Annotated in this window: 17 protein-coding genes and 2 pseudogenes; 6 read left to right on the top strand and 13 right to left on the bottom strand. The window is 68.4% G+C overall.

The genetic code is table 11. The features are described 5' to 3' along the window. Nucleotides 1-197 precede the first annotated feature (197 nt). Nucleotides 198-758, top strand: a complete 561-nt coding sequence (locus ACP4J0_RS34250; protein WP_426602714.1) for a hypothetical protein — start codon at nt 198-200, stop codon at nt 756-758. 254 nt (nt 759-1,012) lie between these two features. On the opposite strand, the pseudogene ACP4J0_RS34245 reads toward ACP4J0_RS34250, so the two are convergent. Both ACP4J0_RS34245 and ACP4J0_RS34240 read right to left on the bottom strand, forming a co-directional pair. Then, nucleotides 1,013-1,363 (bottom strand): annotated as a pseudogene (locus ACP4J0_RS34245) (helix-turn-helix domain-containing protein); the annotation flags it as partial. Nucleotides 1,364-1,466: 103 nt separating this feature from the next. Next, nucleotides 1,467-1,594: pseudogene (locus ACP4J0_RS34240) on the bottom strand (ISAzo13-like element transposase-related protein); the annotation flags it as partial. Between the two features lie 298 nt (nt 1,595-1,892). Between ACP4J0_RS34240 and ACP4J0_RS34235 the strand changes: the two are divergent. Together ACP4J0_RS34235 and ACP4J0_RS34230 are read left to right on the top strand one after the other, a co-directional pair. Next, a complete protein-coding gene (locus tag ACP4J0_RS34235) occupies nt 1,893-2,336 on the top strand; it encodes a hypothetical protein (RefSeq protein WP_426602712.1) in 444 nt (147 codons plus the stop codon). A gap of 203 nt (nt 2,337-2,539) precedes the next feature. Next, entirely contained in the window at nt 2,540-4,504 is a 1,965-nt protein-coding gene (locus ACP4J0_RS34230; protein ID WP_426602710.1) for an FG-GAP-like repeat-containing protein, read from the top strand. Between the two features lie 595 nt (nt 4,505-5,099). On the opposite strand, the gene ACP4J0_RS34225 is transcribed toward ACP4J0_RS34230, so the two are convergent. From ACP4J0_RS34225 to ACP4J0_RS34205, 5 genes are all read right to left on the bottom strand, one after another. Continuing rightward, entirely contained in the window at nt 5,100-5,357 is a 258-nt protein-coding gene (locus ACP4J0_RS34225; RefSeq protein ID WP_426602708.1) for a transposase, read from the bottom strand. 273 nt (nt 5,358-5,630) lie between these two features. Next, complete coding sequence (locus ACP4J0_RS34220) at nt 5,631-5,867, bottom strand: hypothetical protein (RefSeq protein WP_426602706.1); 237 nt, start codon at nt 5,865-5,867, stop codon at nt 5,631-5,633. Nucleotides 5,868-5,963: 96 nt separating this feature from the next. After that, nucleotides 5,964-6,781 (bottom strand): IS5 family transposase gene (locus ACP4J0_RS34215; protein WP_426602704.1). Its coding sequence is split into 2 segments (ribosomal slippage): nt 5,964-6,439 and nt 6,439-6,781, totalling 819 coding nucleotides; the frame shifts between segments, so codons are not numbered across the junction. 132 nt (nt 6,782-6,913) lie between these two features. After that, a complete protein-coding gene (locus tag ACP4J0_RS34210) occupies nt 6,914-8,158 on the bottom strand; it encodes an IS701 family transposase (protein WP_426602702.1) in 1,245 nt (414 codons plus the stop codon). After that, the gene (locus ACP4J0_RS34205; RefSeq protein ID WP_426602700.1) at nt 8,151-8,483 is read right to left on the bottom strand and encodes a hypothetical protein; all 333 of its coding nucleotides are present in this window, start codon (nt 8,481-8,483) and stop codon (nt 8,151-8,153) included. The genes ACP4J0_RS34210 and ACP4J0_RS34205 overlap by 8 nt, the downstream gene beginning before the upstream one ends. A 475-nt stretch (nt 8,484-8,958) precedes the next feature. Between ACP4J0_RS34205 and ACP4J0_RS34200 the strand changes: the two genes are divergently transcribed. Continuing rightward, nucleotides 8,959-9,759, top strand: a complete 801-nt coding sequence (locus ACP4J0_RS34200) for a ParA family protein (protein ID WP_426602699.1) — start codon at nt 8,959-8,961, stop codon at nt 9,757-9,759. After that, nucleotides 9,756-10,673 (top strand): hypothetical protein, encoded by a 918-nt coding sequence (locus ACP4J0_RS34195; RefSeq protein WP_426602697.1) that lies wholly within the window; start codon nt 9,756-9,758, stop codon nt 10,671-10,673. The genes ACP4J0_RS34200 and ACP4J0_RS34195 overlap by 4 nt, the downstream gene beginning before the upstream one ends. A gap of 163 nt (nt 10,674-10,836) precedes the next feature. Here the strand turns inward: ACP4J0_RS34195 and ACP4J0_RS34190 are convergent, their stop codons facing one another. After that, nucleotides 10,837-11,364, bottom strand: coding sequence for a hypothetical protein (locus tag ACP4J0_RS34190; RefSeq protein ID WP_426602695.1), 528 nt, complete (start codon nt 11,362-11,364; stop codon nt 10,837-10,839). Between the two features lie 252 nt (nt 11,365-11,616). On the opposite strand from ACP4J0_RS34190, the gene ACP4J0_RS34185 reads away from it, so the two are divergent. Beyond that, nucleotides 11,617-12,027: an Imm10 family immunity protein gene (locus tag ACP4J0_RS34185; RefSeq protein ID WP_426602693.1), complete on the top strand. Its 411-nt coding sequence runs from the start codon at nt 11,617-11,619 to the stop codon at nt 12,025-12,027. Nucleotides 12,028-12,134: 107 nt separating this feature from the next. On the opposite strand, the gene ACP4J0_RS34180 is transcribed toward ACP4J0_RS34185, so the two are convergent. The 5 genes from ACP4J0_RS34180 to ACP4J0_RS34160 all read right to left on the bottom strand — a co-directional run bounded on the left by ACP4J0_RS34180 (nt 12,135) and on the right by ACP4J0_RS34160 (nt 18,085). Continuing rightward, nucleotides 12,135-12,389 (bottom strand): hypothetical protein, encoded by a 255-nt coding sequence (locus tag ACP4J0_RS34180; protein WP_426602692.1) that lies wholly within the window; start codon nt 12,387-12,389, stop codon nt 12,135-12,137. Nucleotides 12,390-12,530: 141 nt separating this feature from the next. Next, nucleotides 12,531-13,805: a hypothetical protein gene (locus tag ACP4J0_RS34175; protein WP_426602690.1), complete on the bottom strand. Its 1,275-nt coding sequence runs from the start codon at nt 13,803-13,805 to the stop codon at nt 12,531-12,533. 103 nt (nt 13,806-13,908) lie between these two features. Continuing rightward, nucleotides 13,909-14,697: a hypothetical protein gene (locus tag ACP4J0_RS34170; protein ID WP_426602688.1), complete on the bottom strand. Its 789-nt coding sequence runs from the start codon at nt 14,695-14,697 to the stop codon at nt 13,909-13,911. Then, on the bottom strand, nt 14,694-16,562 hold the full coding sequence (locus ACP4J0_RS34165) for a hypothetical protein (RefSeq protein WP_426602686.1): 1,869 nt from the start codon (nt 16,560-16,562) through the stop codon (nt 14,694-14,696). Before ACP4J0_RS34165 ends, ACP4J0_RS34170 begins: the two co-directional genes overlap by 4 nt. After that, nucleotides 16,559-18,085, bottom strand: coding sequence for a site-specific integrase (locus ACP4J0_RS34160; RefSeq protein ID WP_426602684.1), 1,527 nt, complete (start codon nt 18,083-18,085; stop codon nt 16,559-16,561). Before ACP4J0_RS34160 ends, ACP4J0_RS34165 begins: the two co-directional genes overlap by 4 nt. Between the last annotated feature and the right edge of the window lie 58 nt (nt 18,086-18,143).

The raw sequence follows: 18,143 nt of genomic DNA, 5'->3' as shown, positions 1-18,143 counted from the left end.
TCGGGGGGGTGGCGTGGGTTTTTTTTGCCCCCCCCTTTCGGGGCCGGGTGGTCCCCGTGGCGTTGCCCTTCTCCCCCCCCCCCCCCCCCCCCGCCCCCCCCCCGGGGGGGGGGGCGGCGGGGGGGGCGCCCCCCCGCGCGGTCACCAGCTTCCTGACACTCGTCACAGGTCCCGGCGGGGGACCCGTCGCCCAGGCGATGACCGTGTACGCGGGCACGGACCCCGCGGCAGTCGGCGCGGCGCTCGCTCCCCTGCTTCTCGCCGGGCCGGTCCTGCGCAACCATGCCTTCGTCACCCCGTACCACCGGCTGCTGCCTGCCGGGCACGGGCCCCAGCACGCGCAGCAACCGCTCACGGTGTCACGCTCCGGGCTGGTGGACCACATCACCGAGCCCACCGCCGAGGGCATCGCCGCGCTGATGGGGGCGGCCGGCATGGTGCAACTGCGTTCCATCGGAGCAGCGGTCAACGACACACCGCCCACGGCCATGGCTTACTCCCACCGCACCCAGAACTTCTCCCTGATGGCCGCCACCACACCTGCCCTGCGCGACGGCCTCGATGAGCGGTGGGAACAGCTTCACTCACACCTGAACGGGCTCTACCTGAGTTTCGAAACGCGCATCGGGCGTCGAGAGCTCAACGATGCCTTTCCCGGTCCGGTGCTGGACCGGCTCATCGCGCTCAAGGCGTACTACGACCCCGAGCACCTCTTCGACAACAACTTCGCCCTGCCGTCGGTGCCGTTCCCGTACTGAATCCGAGGGGGCGGCCATCCGATGCCCGGCACACGCCTGACCGAGTTCCACCGTTCGCTGCGGACGCGCGGGCCGCGCACCGAGGCGGCTTGCTGCTGACCGTCAGCCGGATGCGACGGCACTACGGTGCCACCACGGTTCTTCGATGGCCCGTGGGCCGGCTCCGTGGACGCGACGGGTCTTGTGCGGACGCTCTCAGTCAGGTTGCCGATGCTGCCGTATACAACCAACTCCTTCTCATGCTCAGGACACACAGAGACGTGGAACTTCCTGCCGATCAGCGTGGCCACCCGCGCCGCCGTCGACACCTGGTCCTCCCCCCATCCGTGCGCCGCCGGACCCGGCTCGAGATACCCGGCGAGCTTCTCCAGGCAGCGGCGACAGACGGCACCGCGAACCGTTCGGACCCGCGAAGCCAGAGCCTGCACGCCGCCGTCCCGCCGCAACTGGTGCCACTGACAGGCCGACTTCCGGCTCACCCGCAGACGCCGTGCCACCTCGGTCGGCTTGATCTCCTGCTCGAACAGCTCGGCCGCCTGCATTCGCACCGACTCCCGGCGCCGACGTCCCGCAGCGGTCAACCCGCCCCCATCCGCATACCTCACACCACACGGGATACAGCCACCACCCCCGACCCATGAGGAACTTCACCGGAGTTCGCCCTGACGAGCCGAAGTCAGTAGTTCGCTAATTCAGGCAACGGCATCGGGTGCCGGGCGGCAGGTGACACAGGGTGATCTCCAGGCCGGTTTCGGCGGCGAGGTCGGCCAGGTGGGTCTTCAGCCGCGGGTGCGGTAGCCGTTGGAACCCCCGCCGTCGGCGGTGATCAGATGGCGGTCACATCGTTGACGAAGCAGGACCCCTTGGTGGCGCCCTCCGTCGAGGAGTTCGATCCGGGCGTTCCCCGCCACGGCGCGACGACTGCCGACGCGGCCGACGCTCTTCAAGAGGCCACCCCGACGCCGGCTCCGTGGTCGGCCTCGCCACCGCCCACCTCAACCACACCCCCTCCCGAAGACGTACGAGGTACTGGCACGTGCGGCTGTTGGGATGCGCGGAATACCCAAGGGGCTGAGGGTACGCCGACAGGACCCGCAGCCGCCTGCTGTGGACGACCTTGGACGCTTCGAAGAGATGCTCCTCGATCAGCTCGCCGAGGCCGGGCTCCCGACTGACGGAGTATGGGTCGAGCTGCCGGAACGCGAGCAGGCACTCGCGAGCTTCGGAGGCGCTCTCCGGCGACTGTCCATGGAAGATCGCGGCCGGTCGGTGTACGTGAGCAAGATGATCACTGCGGCGGCCGCCGGACTCTTCGACGCGGCGCTCAACTACCTGTGGAACGAGACGGTCGCCGAGCTCCGACGGCGCGTAGCTGGATACGACCCGGCCCACTTCTTCGACATTGCCGTTCCGTCATACGGCCGACGGAAGCACCTGTCGACGGAAGATGACCTGGTCAAGGTCGATGACATCGACCTCCTGCGGCCACGCGCGAGATCGGACTGCTCTCCGCCACCGGCCATGCTCAAGAGGCAGGCTCACTTCCGGGCCCGCCCTGCCCTCCGCGGGACCCGGTAGGGATCTTCAACTCGTAGGATAAAAAAGGGATACTCCTGGCGTACATGCCGGGACTATCCCCGTGTTTGCCGCTGATTCGGACACCGTGTTTTCTTTCTCTGTATGGAGATCTAATGGATTATGTCCCCTTTCGTGGGCGTGCTCGTACGAGGCGAAGATATATCGCGCTGCTCACCACGGTCCTCCTGTCGTGTGCGGCCTCCGTGTTCGGGCCGACGGCTCTCCCGGCCTCTGCGGCCGAGCCCCCGGCGGTACCGGGCGGCATCCTGTTCGACGACTTCCACTACACCGGCGTGGACGACCCTGCCCTGGCCGCACACGGCTGGAGCGCCCGCACGGGCGTCGGCGGCCCCGGGGTGGCAGGGGCCACCTGGTCCGCGGGCGCAGTGACCTTCCCCGTGGACCCGACGGCCACCGACGGCCGGGTCGCGCAGCTGCGGGCCAGCACCGACGGGACGCCCGCAGGCACCGTCCATGCCCAGCTGAGCACCACTCAGCGCAAGTTCTACAGCGGTACCTACGCCGCCCGCGTCCACTTCGACGATTCCCCTGCCACGGGCACCGCCGGCGGGGACCACCCCGTCCAGGCCTTTTACGCGATCTCGCCGGAGAGTCCGCTCTACAGCGAGCTGGACTTCGAGTACCTGCCCAAGGGCGGCTGGGGGGTGTCGACGCCTTCGCTCTTCACCACCGCCTGGTACAACAGCGCCGAGGACCGGACGAGCCATTACGACGCGGGCCTCACGACCCTCAGGGGATGGCACACCCTTCAGATGACCGTCTCCAGGGGGCAGACCGTCTTCTACGTGGACGGCAAGGAGTACTTCAGGCCGGCCGCGAAGTTCTCCCCGCGCGAGCCCATGACCATCAACTTCAACGAGTGGTTCATTGACCTGGCGGAGGGCGGAGCCGCCCGTGTCTGGGAGCAGAAGGCCGACTGGGTCTACTACGACAGTTCCAGCGTGCTGACCCCAGAGCAGGTCGACGCCGCCGTCAGGGGCTACGCCGCGAGCGGGACCCGCTTCGTCGACACCGTCGCCAAGCCCACCACGAACGACCACGACGGCGACGGTATCGGCGACGTCTCGCTGGTCTACGACTACGGCGTGCTCACCTCGCCGGCCTGCGCGCAGAGCGGCACGGTACGTACCGCGACATTCGGCCTTCCCGGCAAGAAGGATCACTCCGGCGGCCTCGACACCCTGGTGGCCAGGGGGGATGACCCCTGCCGGCCGACGAGCCCGAAGTTCGTTACCGCCGGCGATTTCAACGGCGACGGGAAGAGTGATACCGCGGCCTTCTACAGCTACGGCAATACCGACTCGTCCTGCCCCCGCGCGGACCATGTCGCCATCGTCCAGCAGCTGGCTGACCCGGACGGCAGCGGCACCCTCCAGGCTCCCAGGACCATCTGGGAGAGCACCTGCTGGGGTGCCGGGACCAAGGCCGTGAACTCCGGCGACTTCAATGGCGACGGCAAGGCCGACCTCGCGCTGCTCTACGACTACGGTGCGGGACACATCCGCCTGTTTACCCTCGACGCCAACGCCGGGGGCGTCACCACCCAATGGGAACGCACCACCCCGGGGCCGAATCCCACGCTCCTGACCACGGGGGACTACAACGGGGACGGCAAAACCGATGTCGCCGCTCTCTACAGCTACGGCAAGACCGACTCGTCCTGCCCCCGCGCGGACCATGTCGCCATCGTCCAGCACCTGGCTGACCCGGACGGCAGCGGCACCCTCCAGGCTCCCAGGACCATCTGGGAGAGCACCTGCTGGGGCGCCGGGACCAAGGCCGTGAACTCCGGCGACTTCAATGGCGACGGCAAGGCCGACCTCGCGCTGCTCTACGACTACGGTGCGGGACACATCCGCCTGTTCACCCTCGACGCCAACGCCAGGGGCGTCACCACCCAATGGGAACGGACGGCCACGGGAGGACCAGTCGCCAGGTTCATGACGACTGGTGACTACAACGGAGACGCGAAGAGCGATGTCGCCCTCTTCGACGACTACGGAACCGTCGGAGCCACCTGCGCCGGCAACGCCCACCAGGCCGTGCAGACCTTCACCGCCGACCCGTACGGCACGGGTGCCCTGCACAAGCCCGTCAAAGCATGGGAGAGCACCTGCTGGGGCGAGAGCACGAAGTTCATGAACTGATCCCCCCCCCGAAGCGAAGCGCCCGGCCGCACGCCGGCCGGGCGCTTCGCCCCGTCCTGGTCTGCAGCACCACGGCGGGGGGTACGTACATGACCGCGTTCGGAGCCCTGTACGAGGATGTGATCCACGGCCTTCCCGGCGGTCCCCCTTCCGCACCGCCGTCCGCGGCGGTTGCGGGTGCCTTGTGGAACCGTTCCCCCTCTGACCTTGACTTTGTCGGGGATCTTGGTGGGCCGGCTCAGGTTCCGAGGTTCCGCCAGGACTTCGGCTGGGGATGTCGTTCTGATCCAGGAAGGTCTGGAAGGCGGTCGGCGGTCTCGGTGCAGAGGTTTCCTCGGTCACTGACCGGCCGCTGAGGCGTTCGATGTCCACGGCGATGGCCGTGAGAGCGTGTCCTGTGTACCGACATGCCGCCGCGATGGTCACGCCGGATCGCCGCGTACAGCTCGGCCCTCGACATTTGCGGCATGACCAGGGCCTTTCACCAGGTGCATCCTGATGCTGCCCTGGCAAGACCCCCAGTGCCTCCCGAACTCGGGTTCTGGCTGGCCCAACTTCTGGGCTCTGTCGCTAATTTGGGGTAGTCCCTTCTTGATCATGGTGAGAGCAGGATGCGGCGTCGCAGGAGGTCGAAGTTGGCGCGGCCGTACATCTGTCGCTTCAGCAGCTTGATCCTGGTGACGTTGCCTTCGACTCCTCCGGACGTGTAGGTCGTGGTGAGGGCGGCCTGGATGGCCGCGCGGTCGCGTCGCATGCCGTTGGCCAGAGTCCGGAGTTCGCGCTGGCCATCGAGGCTGACGTCGGCGATCCAGACATCGAGTGCCAGGTGTTCATCGCGGCGATCACGGACCATGAGCGCCAGACGGCGGCATACTCGGCGGTCGTCGCCAGCGCGGGGTTCCGTTCGCACAGTTCGTCGAGACCCAATCGCTCGACATCGGTGAGGTGCTCGGGCTGGCGCATGATCCAGTCGGTGACCCTGCGGACGGTCAGGTGCGGCGAGGGAGCGGTGGCCGGCACTGTGCCATTGCGGTAGGGCTTCAGGTGCCGTCGGACGGTGTTGACGTCGCCGCGGTAGCCCAGCAGCTGAATCTCCCGCGTCAGCGCGGACGCGTTGGCCGGAAATTCAGGGAAGTCTCCTGGAAAGCAGGTGACCATTTTCCCGGAACTCCAGGCGTTGATTCCCCTTTTCGATCAAGCGATCATAATTCTCTCCGCGCACGTGAGGAGTCGTTGGAGCGAGGATCACGATCCGGCGTCCCCGCTTCATCACATTGATGGTGAGGCAGTGGTCGTGGAGGTCTCCCCGCCGGACAGCTTGCCGGGCGTGATTGACCACTTGACGCAGTATTTCCCAGCTCACGGCCTATGACGAGCCTCCTTCCGTCCAACATGTTGCCAAGGTATTGGGTCGCGTTGAAGGGGTGTCGAGGTGTACAGCGATCACTAAGACCGTGTCCTACGTGGTGAGGCGGACGAGTCGCTTGTAGCAGCACAGGGCCGCGGCGAGACCGAGAAAGGCCAGGTAGTTGCGGGGATCGCGCTCGTAGCGAGGGCTCAGACGTCGGTAGCCCGACAGCCAGGGCATCGTCCGCTCGATGACCCAGCGACGGCGGCCCAATCGTTCGCTGGACTCGATGCCTTTGCGCGCGATCCGTACTCCGATGCGTTTGCCGCGTAACCATTTCCGCAGGTCGGCGCGGTCGTAGGCTTTGTCTGCGTGGAGGCGCTGGGGCTTGAAGTACCGGCCGCGGTGGGGGTCGTGTCTCGTTTGGTGACCCTCGACCATGGGCTTCAGCCCTTCGCTGTCGTGGGTGTTGCCGGCCGAGACGCCGACGAGGAGGGGCAGTCCGTTCGCGTCCGACAGTACGTGCATCTTGGAACCCGGCTTGCCTCGGTCCACGGGGCTCGGACCTGTGTGTTCGCCCCCTTTTTAGCGCGGACGTGGGCGGTGTCGAGGACGACGCGGGTGACATCGATGAGGTCGGCGTCGTCGAGTCGGTGCAGCACGGCTTCGTGCAGCCGCCCCCAGACACCGGCTCTCGACCAGATCAGGAACCGGCGGTGGGCGGTCGACTTCGATATGCCGAAGCAGGGCGGTAGTTGGCGCCAGGCGCAGCCGCTGACCAGGACGTAGATGATGGCCGCGAACAGCGTCTCATCAGGCGTGTCCTGCGTTCCGCCGCCCTGTGGCCGCACTCTCGACGGCGGGACCAGCGGCTTCGCGATCTCCCACAGCCCGTCCGGAACAATCCGACTCCACGTACCCCGCCCCATGCCGAGCTCAACGACGCCTCACCACGTAGGACACGGTCTAATACTCCAGCAGCGGTTCGTGTCCTGAGCTGCGTTTTCGGTAGTGGCAGTGGCGGGCGACGGCTTGGCGGCGTCTTCTCCAGGCCGACCACTTCAGTGCGTGGGCGACGGGGTCTTGGTCGCTTCGTGGGTGGGGCAGGAGAGTGTCCAGGAGCCGCCGGATCTCTGCCACGGTGAGCGGGACGAGGGCTGATCCGTTTCTGCAGCCCCCTTTGCGGCCTCGCCGCCGGCCTGGGCGGCGAGTGCGGTCAGGACCGCGTGGGCGAGCATGGCCAGGGTGATGTGCCGATACCAGCCGGGATAGCGGCGGACCTCGTACTGGTCGAGGCCGCATTCGTTCTTCGCGGCCTGGAAGCACTCCTCGATCGCCCAGCGGGTGCCGGCGATGCGGGCCAGCTCGGCGATCTCGACACCGACGGGGGCGTAGGCGAGGTAGTAGGCGAGTTCGCCGGGGTCGGACAGGCTGCGGCGAGCCATGACCCAGCGGTCATGGGTCGGCGGGTCGGGGTCGAAGACGTCGTTGGCGGGCAGCTTGGCTGCGGCCCAGTCGTAGACGCGCGGGCCCTTGGCGCCGTCGCCGCAGGAGAGTCTCTGCCAGGCATCGGCAGGGGCGTCCTCGATGAGCTGGTCGATGCGCCAGATGCCGGCCAGGGACTTGATCTGCTGTGACTTGGGCACCGCCACCACATAGCCGATGTCGAGTTGTTCGAGCAGGCGGCGGAAGTGCCAGTCCTGCCCGTAGGCCTCGTCCGCGGTGACCCACGTGGCGGGCAGGCCGGTGGCCAGGCAGCGGCGGACGATGTCCCGGGCCAGTTCTCCCTTGGTCGCGAAGCCGCGTTCGTCGGGGATCTTCGCCGCCCGGCAGCGGTCGCGGTCGGACGTCCAGGCCTTGGGCAGGTAGAGCTCCCGGTCCACCAGGGCCCGGCCCGAGCGGGTGGCATAGGCGGCGAACACCCCGATCTGGCAGTTGTCGATCTTTCCCGAGGTGCCGGTGTACTGCCGGCCCACCCCGGCCGAGGTGGTGCCCTTCTTGATGAACCCGGTGTCGTCAATGATCAACACTCCATTGAGACCAAGGGACTCACCGATGTAGGCACGGACGTCGTCACGCAGGGCGTCCGCGTCCCAGACGCTGCTGTTCAACAGCCGCTGGAAGCCGTCCGGCGTGCGGTGGCCTGCCCATTCCGCGAGCTGCCAACCGTTCTTCCGTGCCGCTTGGCCCAGCAGACCGCGGACGTAGTCCCGCATCCGCCACCGCAGATCCGCCCGAGCGAACCGGCCCGCCACCCGGGCGAACACCGACTCCAACTCATCAGCCCAGCAACCGACTTCAGTCATGCCCTCCATACCAGGACAACGACAAGCAGCAGCTCAGGACACGAACCGCTGCTGGAGTACTAAGGCGGCCAGAAAGAACATAGAGGATGGCTTGTACCATCTCGGGCAGGTCGGCTTCCCACATGGCGTTTACGAAGACCTCTCGAATCTCCGCGAGTTCGTCCAGGTTCATGCGCGCGGCACGCTGGGCCAGGAGCTCACTCTCGTCGCGCTGCCCGTCCAAGGCTCTGGCAGCCCGGCGGTAGGTAGTGCCCACGCTCTTGGCCTGGGCGCGGATACGGGATTTGCGGCTGTTGAAACCATTCTTCGTCATGCGCTTCTCCAAGGGACCCACGCTCCTCCCGGGGCAGCAGAACGAGTCTGGCGACGGGACGTCTACACGGGCCCGTGCCGGCTGAAGCCGGGGGAGCCTTGGCCGGACTGGGTCGCGGGCGGCGTGGGCGCTGCGACAGCGGCGAGGCGGCGTTCGTGTCATGCCGAGTCGCACCGTAGTGGCTCCCGTGCCGCCCGCCGTGGCGTTCACCCTTACGTGGGCGTGCCGCTCCGTCAGGGATCGTGCGAATGCTGCGGTGCCGACAGTGCTCCGGAGGGTGCCGACAGTGCTCCGGACAACACACCAAGTACCTCGTGCTTCTCACCACTTGGCTTCGCCAACGCTACCGACGGCCGAGGAAGAGTCTCCCCCACGGTTTTCGATCCGCCCTCGCCCGCGCTGTTCCATGCCAGCCGCCCCTAGGTACCGGGCTTCCTGCCGATACTCTTCCCTCCGTGAGTTGGGCGTATCGACCGAAGGTTCTGACATGAGCAGAGTGCTGGCGGTGTACAGCGAGAAGGGCGGCGTGGGCAAGAGTGCCCTCTCCGCAGGACTAGTCGCGGCCGCGCGGAAGCGAAAGCTCGGTGTCATCGCGGGCGACCTCGATCCGCGAGGAACCTTCACGGCAGAGCTGGGCATTTCTGCCGATGAGGCGCCAGCGTTCTCCATGAACGACCTGCTGGCGCTGGATCCGCAGGGGGAGACCGGCCTGGCCGTGGACGCGTTCGCTGAAGCAGGGAAGGCCTGGTCCGGCGTGCAGGTCATCGCTGCGGAGCGGGCTCTCGCCAATCGGGAGACCGACAACGTGGCCGTCGGCCTCGAGTTCCGGCTGCGGCTGGGGCTCAAGGGCGTAGTCGGGCCCGACATGGTCGGCGTCCTGGACCTGCCGCCTCGGGCCGGCGGGAAGCTGGTGACGTCTGCTCTCGTGGCGGCTACCGACGTCCTCATCCCGGCGACGCTGGACGAGGACGGCCGCATCGGTGCGGCGGAAGCTCTGAGCACGATCAAGCTCGTTAAGGATCTGGGCATGAACCCGGACTTGAGGGTGGTGGGGATCATCCCGTCGATAGTGCCGGGTGGCCGCAGCACGCTGAAGGACGCCATAGGGGAGTTCCTGGCGGACACCTACGGATCCCTCTATCGGGACGACCTGGTGATCCCTCGCCACTCGGTGCGCCAACAGACCCGATTTGCGTGCGTGCCGATCACCGATGCGTCGGGCCGGGAGGCACAGGCGCTCACTAACGTATACGACCGGATTCTCACCGCATCAGGAGTGGAAGCGTGAGTGGCAACAAGCTGATCGCGGCGGGCAACAGCCGCCTGAAGAAGGCTGCGGACTCGTCTGTCGACCCCGCGGTTCCGGCTGAGCTACAGAAGCGCGCGGCGACGTCAGCCGCGAAGCAAGGTTCGGTCGACGGGCCTAGCGTCTTCGCTCGCGGCCGGGTTCTCAGCGCCGACGACATCACCGGCACCCCTGAGGAACAGCTCGCCTACATCACCGAGCGCCTGCATGAGATCGACCTCGCCGGTAAGCGTGCCGAGGACTTCACCGTCCTGAACAAGGCGGTGCTGCTGGAGGTCGCCCAGGAGCGCGAGCTGCACCTGGTGGCCGGTCACACCAATTTCTCGGTGTGGGCGGCGGATGTGCTCGATGTCGAGCCGAAGTACGTGTTCGAGCTTCTGCAGGACGCGGCGCGCATTCGGGCCATCAGCGAGCTGGGGCCCGACCTCGCGCAGCACCTCACACGGGCGTCGGCCCGCAAGGTGATGGCCGAGGTGATCGCCAGCCAGGGCCTGGAGACGGCTCAGGTAGTGATGACGGAAGGGTTGACGCAGGCAGCGGAGCAGGGCAAAAAACGGCCGACTGCCTCACTGCTCGCCTCAATCGCGAAGGACCTGACCACGCCTGCGATCCCTGCACAGGAGACGAGGTCAGAAATTTCTGACCTCCCGGCGCCGCCACCCGTACCGGCCGCGATCACGGCTTTGGAGCGGGCGGCTGACTCACTCAAAGATCGTGTCTACGCGCCTCTGGCACCGGCTGCGGTACAGGCCGCCCTGGAAGCCGACCCGGCTGCGGCTCGCGAGCACCTGGAGCGCCTGGAGTACGAGGTGCAGCGTGTGGTGAAGCGGCTGACCGCCGCGAACCGTGCCGTTGCCGCCGCCTTGCCGGAGCAGGCCGAAGCCGCTTCCGGTTGAGAGTCGGTACGGGGGTCAGAAATTTCTGACCTCGCTGCGGCACCATCGGCACGGATCCCCGCCGGAGTACGCGGCTCGCCGCAGAGCCCGTTAAACACAAAAAGGGCCGTGCCCATCGCAGATCTGCGGTGGGCACGGCCCTTTGTCATGCCGGTGGCGGATATCAGGCCGCCCAGGTCGCGGGCGCACCTTCGTCGGGGTTGGGGATGTCGGCGGCGGCCACGGGTGCGGCCGGGTACCGAAGGGCGGTGATCGGGATGGCGCCGCGCTCAGTGCTGGGCGACCAGAACATCCGCCAGGTCTCATCCCACTCGCAGCCACACCCGTGATCGGCGTGGGGGTGCCGTAAGAAGACGCCGTGCGTGAGGACGGCGCGCGGGATGCGGGGGATGAGCTCCGACGGGTCGTCGCCGGGGTAGAGGTGCAGGTTCCGCCACCCGTGGACGCGGGCCATGTACGCGGCGGCGGCCTCGATGATGTCGGCCCACCGCTGGTGTCCGAGGACGACGAAGCCGATCGGATAGAGGCGGTCCTCGGTCGGGTCGTCGATGCCGGTGACGTACAGGCCGCGATGGACGATGAAGCCGTTCTCCGCCGCGTCCTCGCCGGGCGTCCAGAGCTGTTCGGCGGGGTGCATGGTGCCGTCGTCGCCCTCGCTGGTCACGAGGTCGTACAGGCCGGTGGTGGTCATGCGCTCGCTCCGGTGCTGGTGTCGGTCGCCTTGAGGACGCGCGGCAGATGGACGTGGAGGTGTTCGACGTCGACCTGGCGGCCGCGGTCCCGAAGTGCTTGGGCCAGGAGTTCGGTGAGACCGCTGGCACGGTGCCGGCCTCCCGTTCTCTCGCCTATTGCGAGCTGTTGCTTCCGATGTCAACCAGTCGCGGTTCACCTGGCCTCGCCCCCTGAGCCCTCCCTCAGCTGAACGCCCTGATAGAACCCCGTCATGACATACCGGTTCACTGCTCGTGTCGCCACAACAGAGATCGACCCTGACGGCTACTTCACCGAGGCTGCTCTTGCCGAAGGGGAGGACGGAAGCGGATTCATCTTGATGTTCATGGCGGGCGAGGATGACCCAGACGATCAGGAGGTCGCCTTGGGCATGGACACACACTGCCTGGTCACAGCCGGACAGGGGACCGCGTACGGCTGTGTGCGCGAAGCCGTTCTAACGGGCAACGTCCTCCGCGTATCGCTCGATCCTGAAGCACTGGAGGACCTGCGGTTGAACGATGGCGAGATCGAGGCTGTCATCGAAGCACCGGCCGAGGACGTCGTCCTGTTCCGCGAAGTCCTCGCCCAAGTACTCGCCTATGGACGCGCGGACGCTATCCCGATTCGTGTCGCCGTCTGAGCGGTCGCCGGGGTCCGGTGGGGCGGGGAATTACGCACAGACCTTGCGTGACCGTTCCCGCGTGACAACAGGGTCGGGAGACCGGCACCGGCCCCGGTCGACGCACGTCAGATGACGCTGGTAGGAAGGCTCCGGACGGAACTGCGCTGGGTGTTGTTGTCGGTGCGCCGGTCCAGCTCGGTGCGGAGTTCGTGGATGACCTGGGCATAGACGGCGACGCGCTCGCGAAGCCGGTCGTTCTCCTCCCGCTGGGCCCGGGCGGCGGCTTCGGCTTCCACTGCGCGAGCGTGCAGATGCTGGAACGCGGGTGGGATGCCGTTCGCTTCGGACTTTCGGCGGACGAATTCTTCCTTGAGGTCCACGTGCTTGTGCGTGAGGACCCAGCGCTTGACGCCCGCCTCGGCGGCGAGTTGCAGCGTGGTGAGCGCCCCCGTGGACCGGGTTGGACGACCGTCGAGGAGCCGTTGGATTGCTGCGGTGATGGCGTGCGTTCGGCGTCGTGGTCAGTGGCCATCGTGGGGTTCTCCGGTTTGGTCGTGGGTGGTGACGATGCGTTGCAGGCGGTCGAGTTCGTGCTGTTCGCGGGCATGGCGGAAGGTCGGAGCCAGCGGGTCGTCGACGAGCGGTCGGAGCCGCTCGATCTGGACGAGGACGTGTTCGATGTCGCGATCGGTCCGCGCGATGTTGACGCAGTTCGGGCGGCAGTCGTCGAGGTCGGGGGTGCGGCGGGTGCCGTCCTCCTCGCTGCGCAGGCGGCAGGCTGCTCGTTTGGGGTCGAGGACGCAGGTCATGCCCTTGCCGGGGAAGATCTGGAGGTCGGGGTTGGCGAGCATGGTGGTGGCGTGCCGCTTGGTGCGCAGGACGCGGCCGGCGAAGCGAGTGGCAGCCTGGACGCGGTGCCGGTAGGTCTCGGCTGCCGGGCCGCTGACCTGTTCGCCTTCACTCAGGCGCTGGTGTGCGTCGGCGAGGGTGTCCAGCCGGGCCAGCCAGTCCTCGAAGGCGAGGTCGTCGGGGAAGCCCGAGGCGTAGTTTCCGGCGTAGCCGAGGGTCATCTGGACGCGGAGGTGTCCGTATTGGATGGCGGCGGCAACCAGGCCCCGTGGCCGGCGGACGATGAACCAGGCCAGGGTGCGGCGCAGGCGAGCGGAATAGATGACCGGGTGGACCGGGTCGGGCGGGATGTGATCGCTGCGGTCGTGTTCGTTGCAGTAGGTCTCGACCCAGGCCAGGAATTCGGCGATGTCGTGGTTGATCCGGGTCTCCGACCGGGAGCCGCCGACGCGGCTGCGCAGGATGGTCGCGCCGTCGCGGCCGTCGGTGAACAACGTCGCCGGGAAGAGCCAGGTGCTGTTGTGCAGCCGCTCCAGGACCGCGACGGCGGTGGCGACGGCCTCGGTGACGACCCACGGATCGGCCCGGATCTCGCCCTCGGGCATTTTGTCGCCGGCGGCGTCGCGGACCCCTTTCCAGTGCCTGCCGCGCAGGAGGACCAGGTCGTGGGCATGGTCTCGTTCGACGCAGCCACGTTCCAGACTGAGGACCTCGCCTGACCGCATCCCCGACAGGTAGCTGATCACGAGGAAGCAGGCCGTGCTCAGGTGCCGGGCCAGAAAGCCGGCCTCGGTGTAGTCGATGGCCCCGTCGTGCCAGGGCCGGCCGTCCAACCGCCCGGTGACCGGCGTGTCCAGCGGCGCGCCTTCGATGACGGGCAGTCCCATCTCGGCGAAAACGGCGCGGTTGCTGGGGTTGTCCAGCGCGCCGCGGGCCGTGTCGAGCACCTTTCCCAGATGCGAGAGGTTGACCCGGAGCGTGCCGTCGCTGTCCCGGAGGCCGGGAAGCGGACGTCCCTGCTCCCGGTAGTCGCTCAGCAGGACGCGTAGGTCATCGGTCAGCGCACCCTTCGGGCGCCGCGGTGGGGGAATGTCCCGCCCCCCCGCGGCCGCGGCCGCCGCGCTCGCTGAGGACCAGGTGCTCGCCGAATGCCGCGGTGATGTCTTCGGCGAAGGTCTCCACGAACCGCAGGGCCCAGGCCAGCAGCGCCGACATCGTCTCGGGGTGGATGCGCGGCGTGCGGTTCTCTTCGCGGATGGCTCGCCGCTGCTGGAGGATGTCCTGGATGCGCTCGCCGCGCCAGGGTGGTGTCTGCGGCAGCCGGTCAGCCTCGGGCAGCAGGTCCCGGTAGGACCACACCCGGTTCACGATCGAGAGCCGGTCTTCGCGCTGACCATGGCTGGTCTCGGCTGCTTTGACGTGCGTCGCGTAGTCGTCGAGGTCGGCCAGGGACACCTCGCCGAAGCATGTCCGGCCGCGTCCGTGGAGCCAGTCGGTGAACAGCCGGAGGCTGCGGAACATGCAGGTGATGGTGGTGATCGCCAACGTGCGCGGACGGAAGTAGAAGGTCGAGACACCGGCGCTGGTGTGGTTGAGCAGCAACCAGGTGAGCGTCTTGACCGTATGCAGGAACGGCGCGGTGATTGGGCTGAAGTCGATCGAGAACGCGGTGGTGTGGCCCTCGAATACGGCGGGCGAAAGGCGCCAGCGCTGGTCGGCGAAGACGGACAGGGTGCTGGGGTCGGTTCCGGGGCGCAACGGCCGGTTGAGCAGCACGAGTGTGCCGGGCTCGGGCAGCAGGGGCGCGGATGGGGCCGGGGCGGTGTCCGGGAGGATCATGTCAGGTCGAGTCCTCGGGTCAGGAACCGCTCGACCAGGGCGCGCTGCTCGGCGGTGATCTCGGTGCGGGTCGTGGCGATCGTCGCGGTGGGGAAGCTGGCGAGCAGGTCGGCCAGTTGCGCGACGGGCCCGGAGAACCGTTCGGCCCAGCGCAGAGGCGTCATCTCCTGCTTGCGGGCCTGAAGTCCTTCCTGGACGGCGATCAGGACCGGCAGGTGTGCCGGGGTCGCGCGGGCGCAGGGGCAGGACAGGCAGAGCAGGAACGAGGCCCGGCAGGGCTCGCCCGCCGGGCTGTGCGGGCTGGCCAGGTGGTCGGTGCAGCCTCCCAGCACGGTGTCCAGTTCCCCGGCCAACAGCTTCTTCAGGGTGGCCGGGTCCAGGCCGTGGCGCCGGGCGACGGCCTCGGGCCTCTGCCGGGCCTCAGCGACATCGGCGGCCGTCAGCACCTGCATGACCTGCGCGGCCCTCGCGCCCGCCAGCTGCTCCTCCAGCACGTCCGCGACGACCTTCTGGTACTCGGCGAGGTTGCCGCGGTTGCGCGCCAGATACTCGTTCGCCAGCGTCCGTTCGGTGTGCGCGACCGGCTGCTGGTGGCGCTCCAGCCAGCTCATCCGCAACCGTCGGCTGTCGACCACCAGCGGAATCGGAAGACCGTCCTCGCCCGGGGCGTCGGCGTGCAGGTTCGCGCTGCGGCTCCAGCTCGCCAGGATCGCATTGGGTAGGCCGGCGCGGAATCCGCGGGCCCTCTCCACGCCCTTGGAGCAGAAGAAGGCCAGGAGCAGATCGGTTCCGATGTGCGCCCGTGCCGGGCCGGCCAGGTCGACCAGCAGGGCGTAGACCCCGAACGGTGTGTGCAGGTCGAACTGCCGGTGGGGGCTGCTGCCCGGCCCGCCGGGCGCGCTGCCGGAGAACGCGGTCGGCATGTGCGCGCGGTCCCGGCCGCGGCGCGGCTTGACCAGGTCCACCACCGCAGTCGCGGTGGTCCCGGTGTGCCCGTCGGCGCGGTGGTGCGTCGCAGTGGCCGTGGAGATCGTGCTGTAGTTCTGCCCGGTCAGACAGAGCAGCAGCACGCCGGCCGCGCCGATGTCGGAGAAGATCAGGTGCAGGTCCGCCATCAGCCGCCCCGCCCCGAAATGAACGACGCGGTGGTCGGGCTGCCGGCCCCAACGGTTATCCCTGCGCGGGACGTCGCCGTGCCGCTCCACGTGGTCCAGCAGCTCGCCGTGCTGCCAGGTTCGCGGGTCCGCTTCGGCGTCGATCTGGCCGGCTCGCCAGCGGGCCAGCAGTTCCCGCCCGGCGAAGATCCGGTCGGCGGCCCGTCGGAGCTGGGTGCGCGCGGTGGTGGTGATGCGGTCGAACTCGTCCGTGGTGTAGCTGGCGGCGGGCGTGGAGTTGCGCTTCAGGCCCTTGCGGGCCAGCCGCGCCAGGAAGTCCTCGTCGGCGCCTTCGGGGGCGAACCGCAGCACCGACCGCAGCGTCGGCAGCTCCCGGTTCAGATTCGGCGTGCCCAGCCTGGCCATCTGAAAGCTCTCCAGGTGCGCGGCTCGAAGCTGCGCCGGATGGGCCGGCGGGCGGTTGAGCGAGGCCAGATGGTGTGCGAATCGGCGCAGCAGGCCGAAGGCGCTCGCGGCCGAGGAGGTTGTCCGGCGCCGCCCGGCCGGGCCGGTCGCCCCTGCGAACGCGGTCGCCATCCACACCACCAGCTCGCGGGCGACCGGGAACGCGGCGAAGTCGTAGTCGACGGCCGGGCCGCCGCGCTCCGGGAAGAAGCGGACCATGCACTGGCCGTCGTCGAGGAACAACCGTCGCGGCGCCTGGTATCCGGGTGTTGGCAGCGCAGCCGGGCGGCCCGCAGCGCGGGTCATGACGGCTCTCCGGCGACCGGGTCGGACAGCACCTGCGGGTGCGTGGCGAACATGGACGCCATCAGCGCCGACAGCGCGAAACCGTGAGCGTGCTCGATCAGCAGCGAGACGTCGAGGTCGCGGAAGGGCTCCAGGTAGGTGTCCATGGTGGTGGTCACGTCGGCGTGCCCGAGCAGCGTCTTGACCAGATACCAGGTGTCGCCGAACTGGGCGCGGAAGTCGCGTACCTCCTCGGCGTTCAGGTGCGCGACCTGCCGCTCGTAAAGCAGTCGGCCGACCGAGTACCAGCGCAGCGCGAACGAGTGCCGCATCATGTGCGCGTTCGCCTCGAACGAGGTGAGCCCGGCGCGGGCGACCCGCTCGTTGCCGGTGTCGAAGGTGTGCTGCCAGCCATGCGCCTCGCGCGGCATGCCGTCCTCGTTCAGCCAGACCACCAGCGGCTCCAGTCCGGTCGCGGTCCGGCGGAACAGCCTCTTGCGGGCGCCGGGGTCCAGCGAATCCAGCGACGCGGTCATCCGCCGGCCGCCTGAGTCGCACATCTCCAGCCGCCGGTTGCGGGTCCTGCGTTCGACCAGCAGCAGCTGCGGCAGCCGCTCGTAGCGGCCGACGCGCTGAGCGCGGCGGACCGCTGCGGCGCGTTCGCCTTCCTCGTAGGCCAGGACGTCGACCAGCACGCTGCGCGGCATCCAGAACCGGCGCCCACGCCCACCCTTGGCGCATGCCTCCGCCAGTCGGCAGGTGTAGTAGGTGCGGGCCTCGTCGTCGGCGGGCAGCTCCAGGCGCAGGACGCTGGCCCACTCACTCAGCCGCAGCCCGGTGCCGTAGAGCCCGTCGACGAACGCGCAGTCACGCTGGCTGTTGCGCCCGCGCCACCCGTCGATCTCCCGACCGTGCAGGTCCAGTCCGCGCAGCCCCACGTCGACCCATCGGGCATAGCCGGCCGGGTCCAGCCACTTCACGTCCTTGCCGCGTACGAGGTGCGGGCCGGCCTCGAACGACTCCGTCACCATGCCCGGGTCAGGGCCGGGAACCTGCCGCCGGGCCACCGGATCGCTCACTCCGAACCGGACCCCGGCCCAGCGGTAGAACGCGCTGATCGCGATCAGGTCGTCCAGCACCGTCCCGCCGGCCACGCGCCGGACGTTGGTCTCGTCGGTCATCCGCCAGAACTTGAACCCGGCGACGTCCTCCTCGTCGGCGTCGTGCCAGGTCCGCCCCGCCGCATCAAGGAATCCCAGCCAGACGGCTACCGCGAAGGCGTACTTCCTCCGCGTGCCCTTGCTCGCGTTGCGCATCCGCGCCGAGGCGAAGAACCCGTTGACCTCCGGCACCGACCAGCCATCGGCCCGCAGCAGCACCGGCTGTCCCACCTGCGTACCGTGCGCGTGCGCCCACTCCGCCAGCGTCGGCAGACCGGCCAGCACCGGATCGGCCGCGTACCACGACACCTCCCGCCGCGGGTCGCACCAATGCACCTGCCACCGCGCCAACGGACCGGCTTCCGCCTCAAGTTCATCGATCATCAACGAGTGAACATACAGCCACCCACAGTCACTGAAATCCCAGCAACAGTCCCTTGTG

The organism is Streptomyces sp. WG7, assembly GCF_049975785.1.
Lineage (GTDB): Bacteria > Actinomycetota > Actinomycetes > Streptomycetales > Streptomycetaceae > Streptomyces.
This window is presented reverse-complemented; position numbering and strand designations above follow the sequence as displayed.

Bases quoted from the DNA above. Each gene is read 5' to 3' on its own strand.
- ACP4J0_RS34250 (WP_426602714.1), top strand. From the start codon at position 198: ATGACCGTGTACGCGGGCACGGACCCCGCGGCAGTCGGCGCGGCGCTC.
- ACP4J0_RS34235 (WP_426602712.1), top strand. From the start codon at position 1,893: ATGCTCCTCGATCAGCTCGCCGAGGCCGGGCTCCCGACTGACGGAGTA.
- ACP4J0_RS34225 (WP_426602708.1), bottom strand. From the start codon at position 5,357: ATGGTCCGTGATCGCCGCGATGAACACCTGGCACTCGATGTCTGGATC.
- ACP4J0_RS34210 (WP_426602702.1), bottom strand. From the start codon at position 8,158: ATGACTGAAGTCGGTTGCTGGGCTGATGAGTTGGAGTCGGTGTTCGCC.
- ACP4J0_RS34200 (WP_426602699.1), top strand. From the start codon at position 8,959: ATGAGCAGAGTGCTGGCGGTGTACAGCGAGAAGGGCGGCGTGGGCAAG.
- ACP4J0_RS34190 (WP_426602695.1), bottom strand. From the start codon at position 11,364: ATGACCACCACCGGCCTGTACGACCTCGTGACCAGCGAGGGCGACGAC.
- ACP4J0_RS34185 (WP_426602693.1), top strand. From the start codon at position 11,617: ATGACATACCGGTTCACTGCTCGTGTCGCCACAACAGAGATCGACCCT.
- ACP4J0_RS34170 (WP_426602688.1), bottom strand. From the start codon at position 14,697: ATGATCCTCCCGGACACCGCCCCGGCCCCATCCGCGCCCCTGCTGCCC.
- ACP4J0_RS34165 (WP_426602686.1), bottom strand. From the start codon at position 16,562: ATGACCCGCGCTGCGGGCCGCCCGGCTGCGCTGCCAACACCCGGATAC.
- ACP4J0_RS34160 (WP_426602684.1), bottom strand. From the start codon at position 18,085: ATGATCGATGAACTTGAGGCGGAAGCCGGTCCGTTGGCGCGGTGGCAG.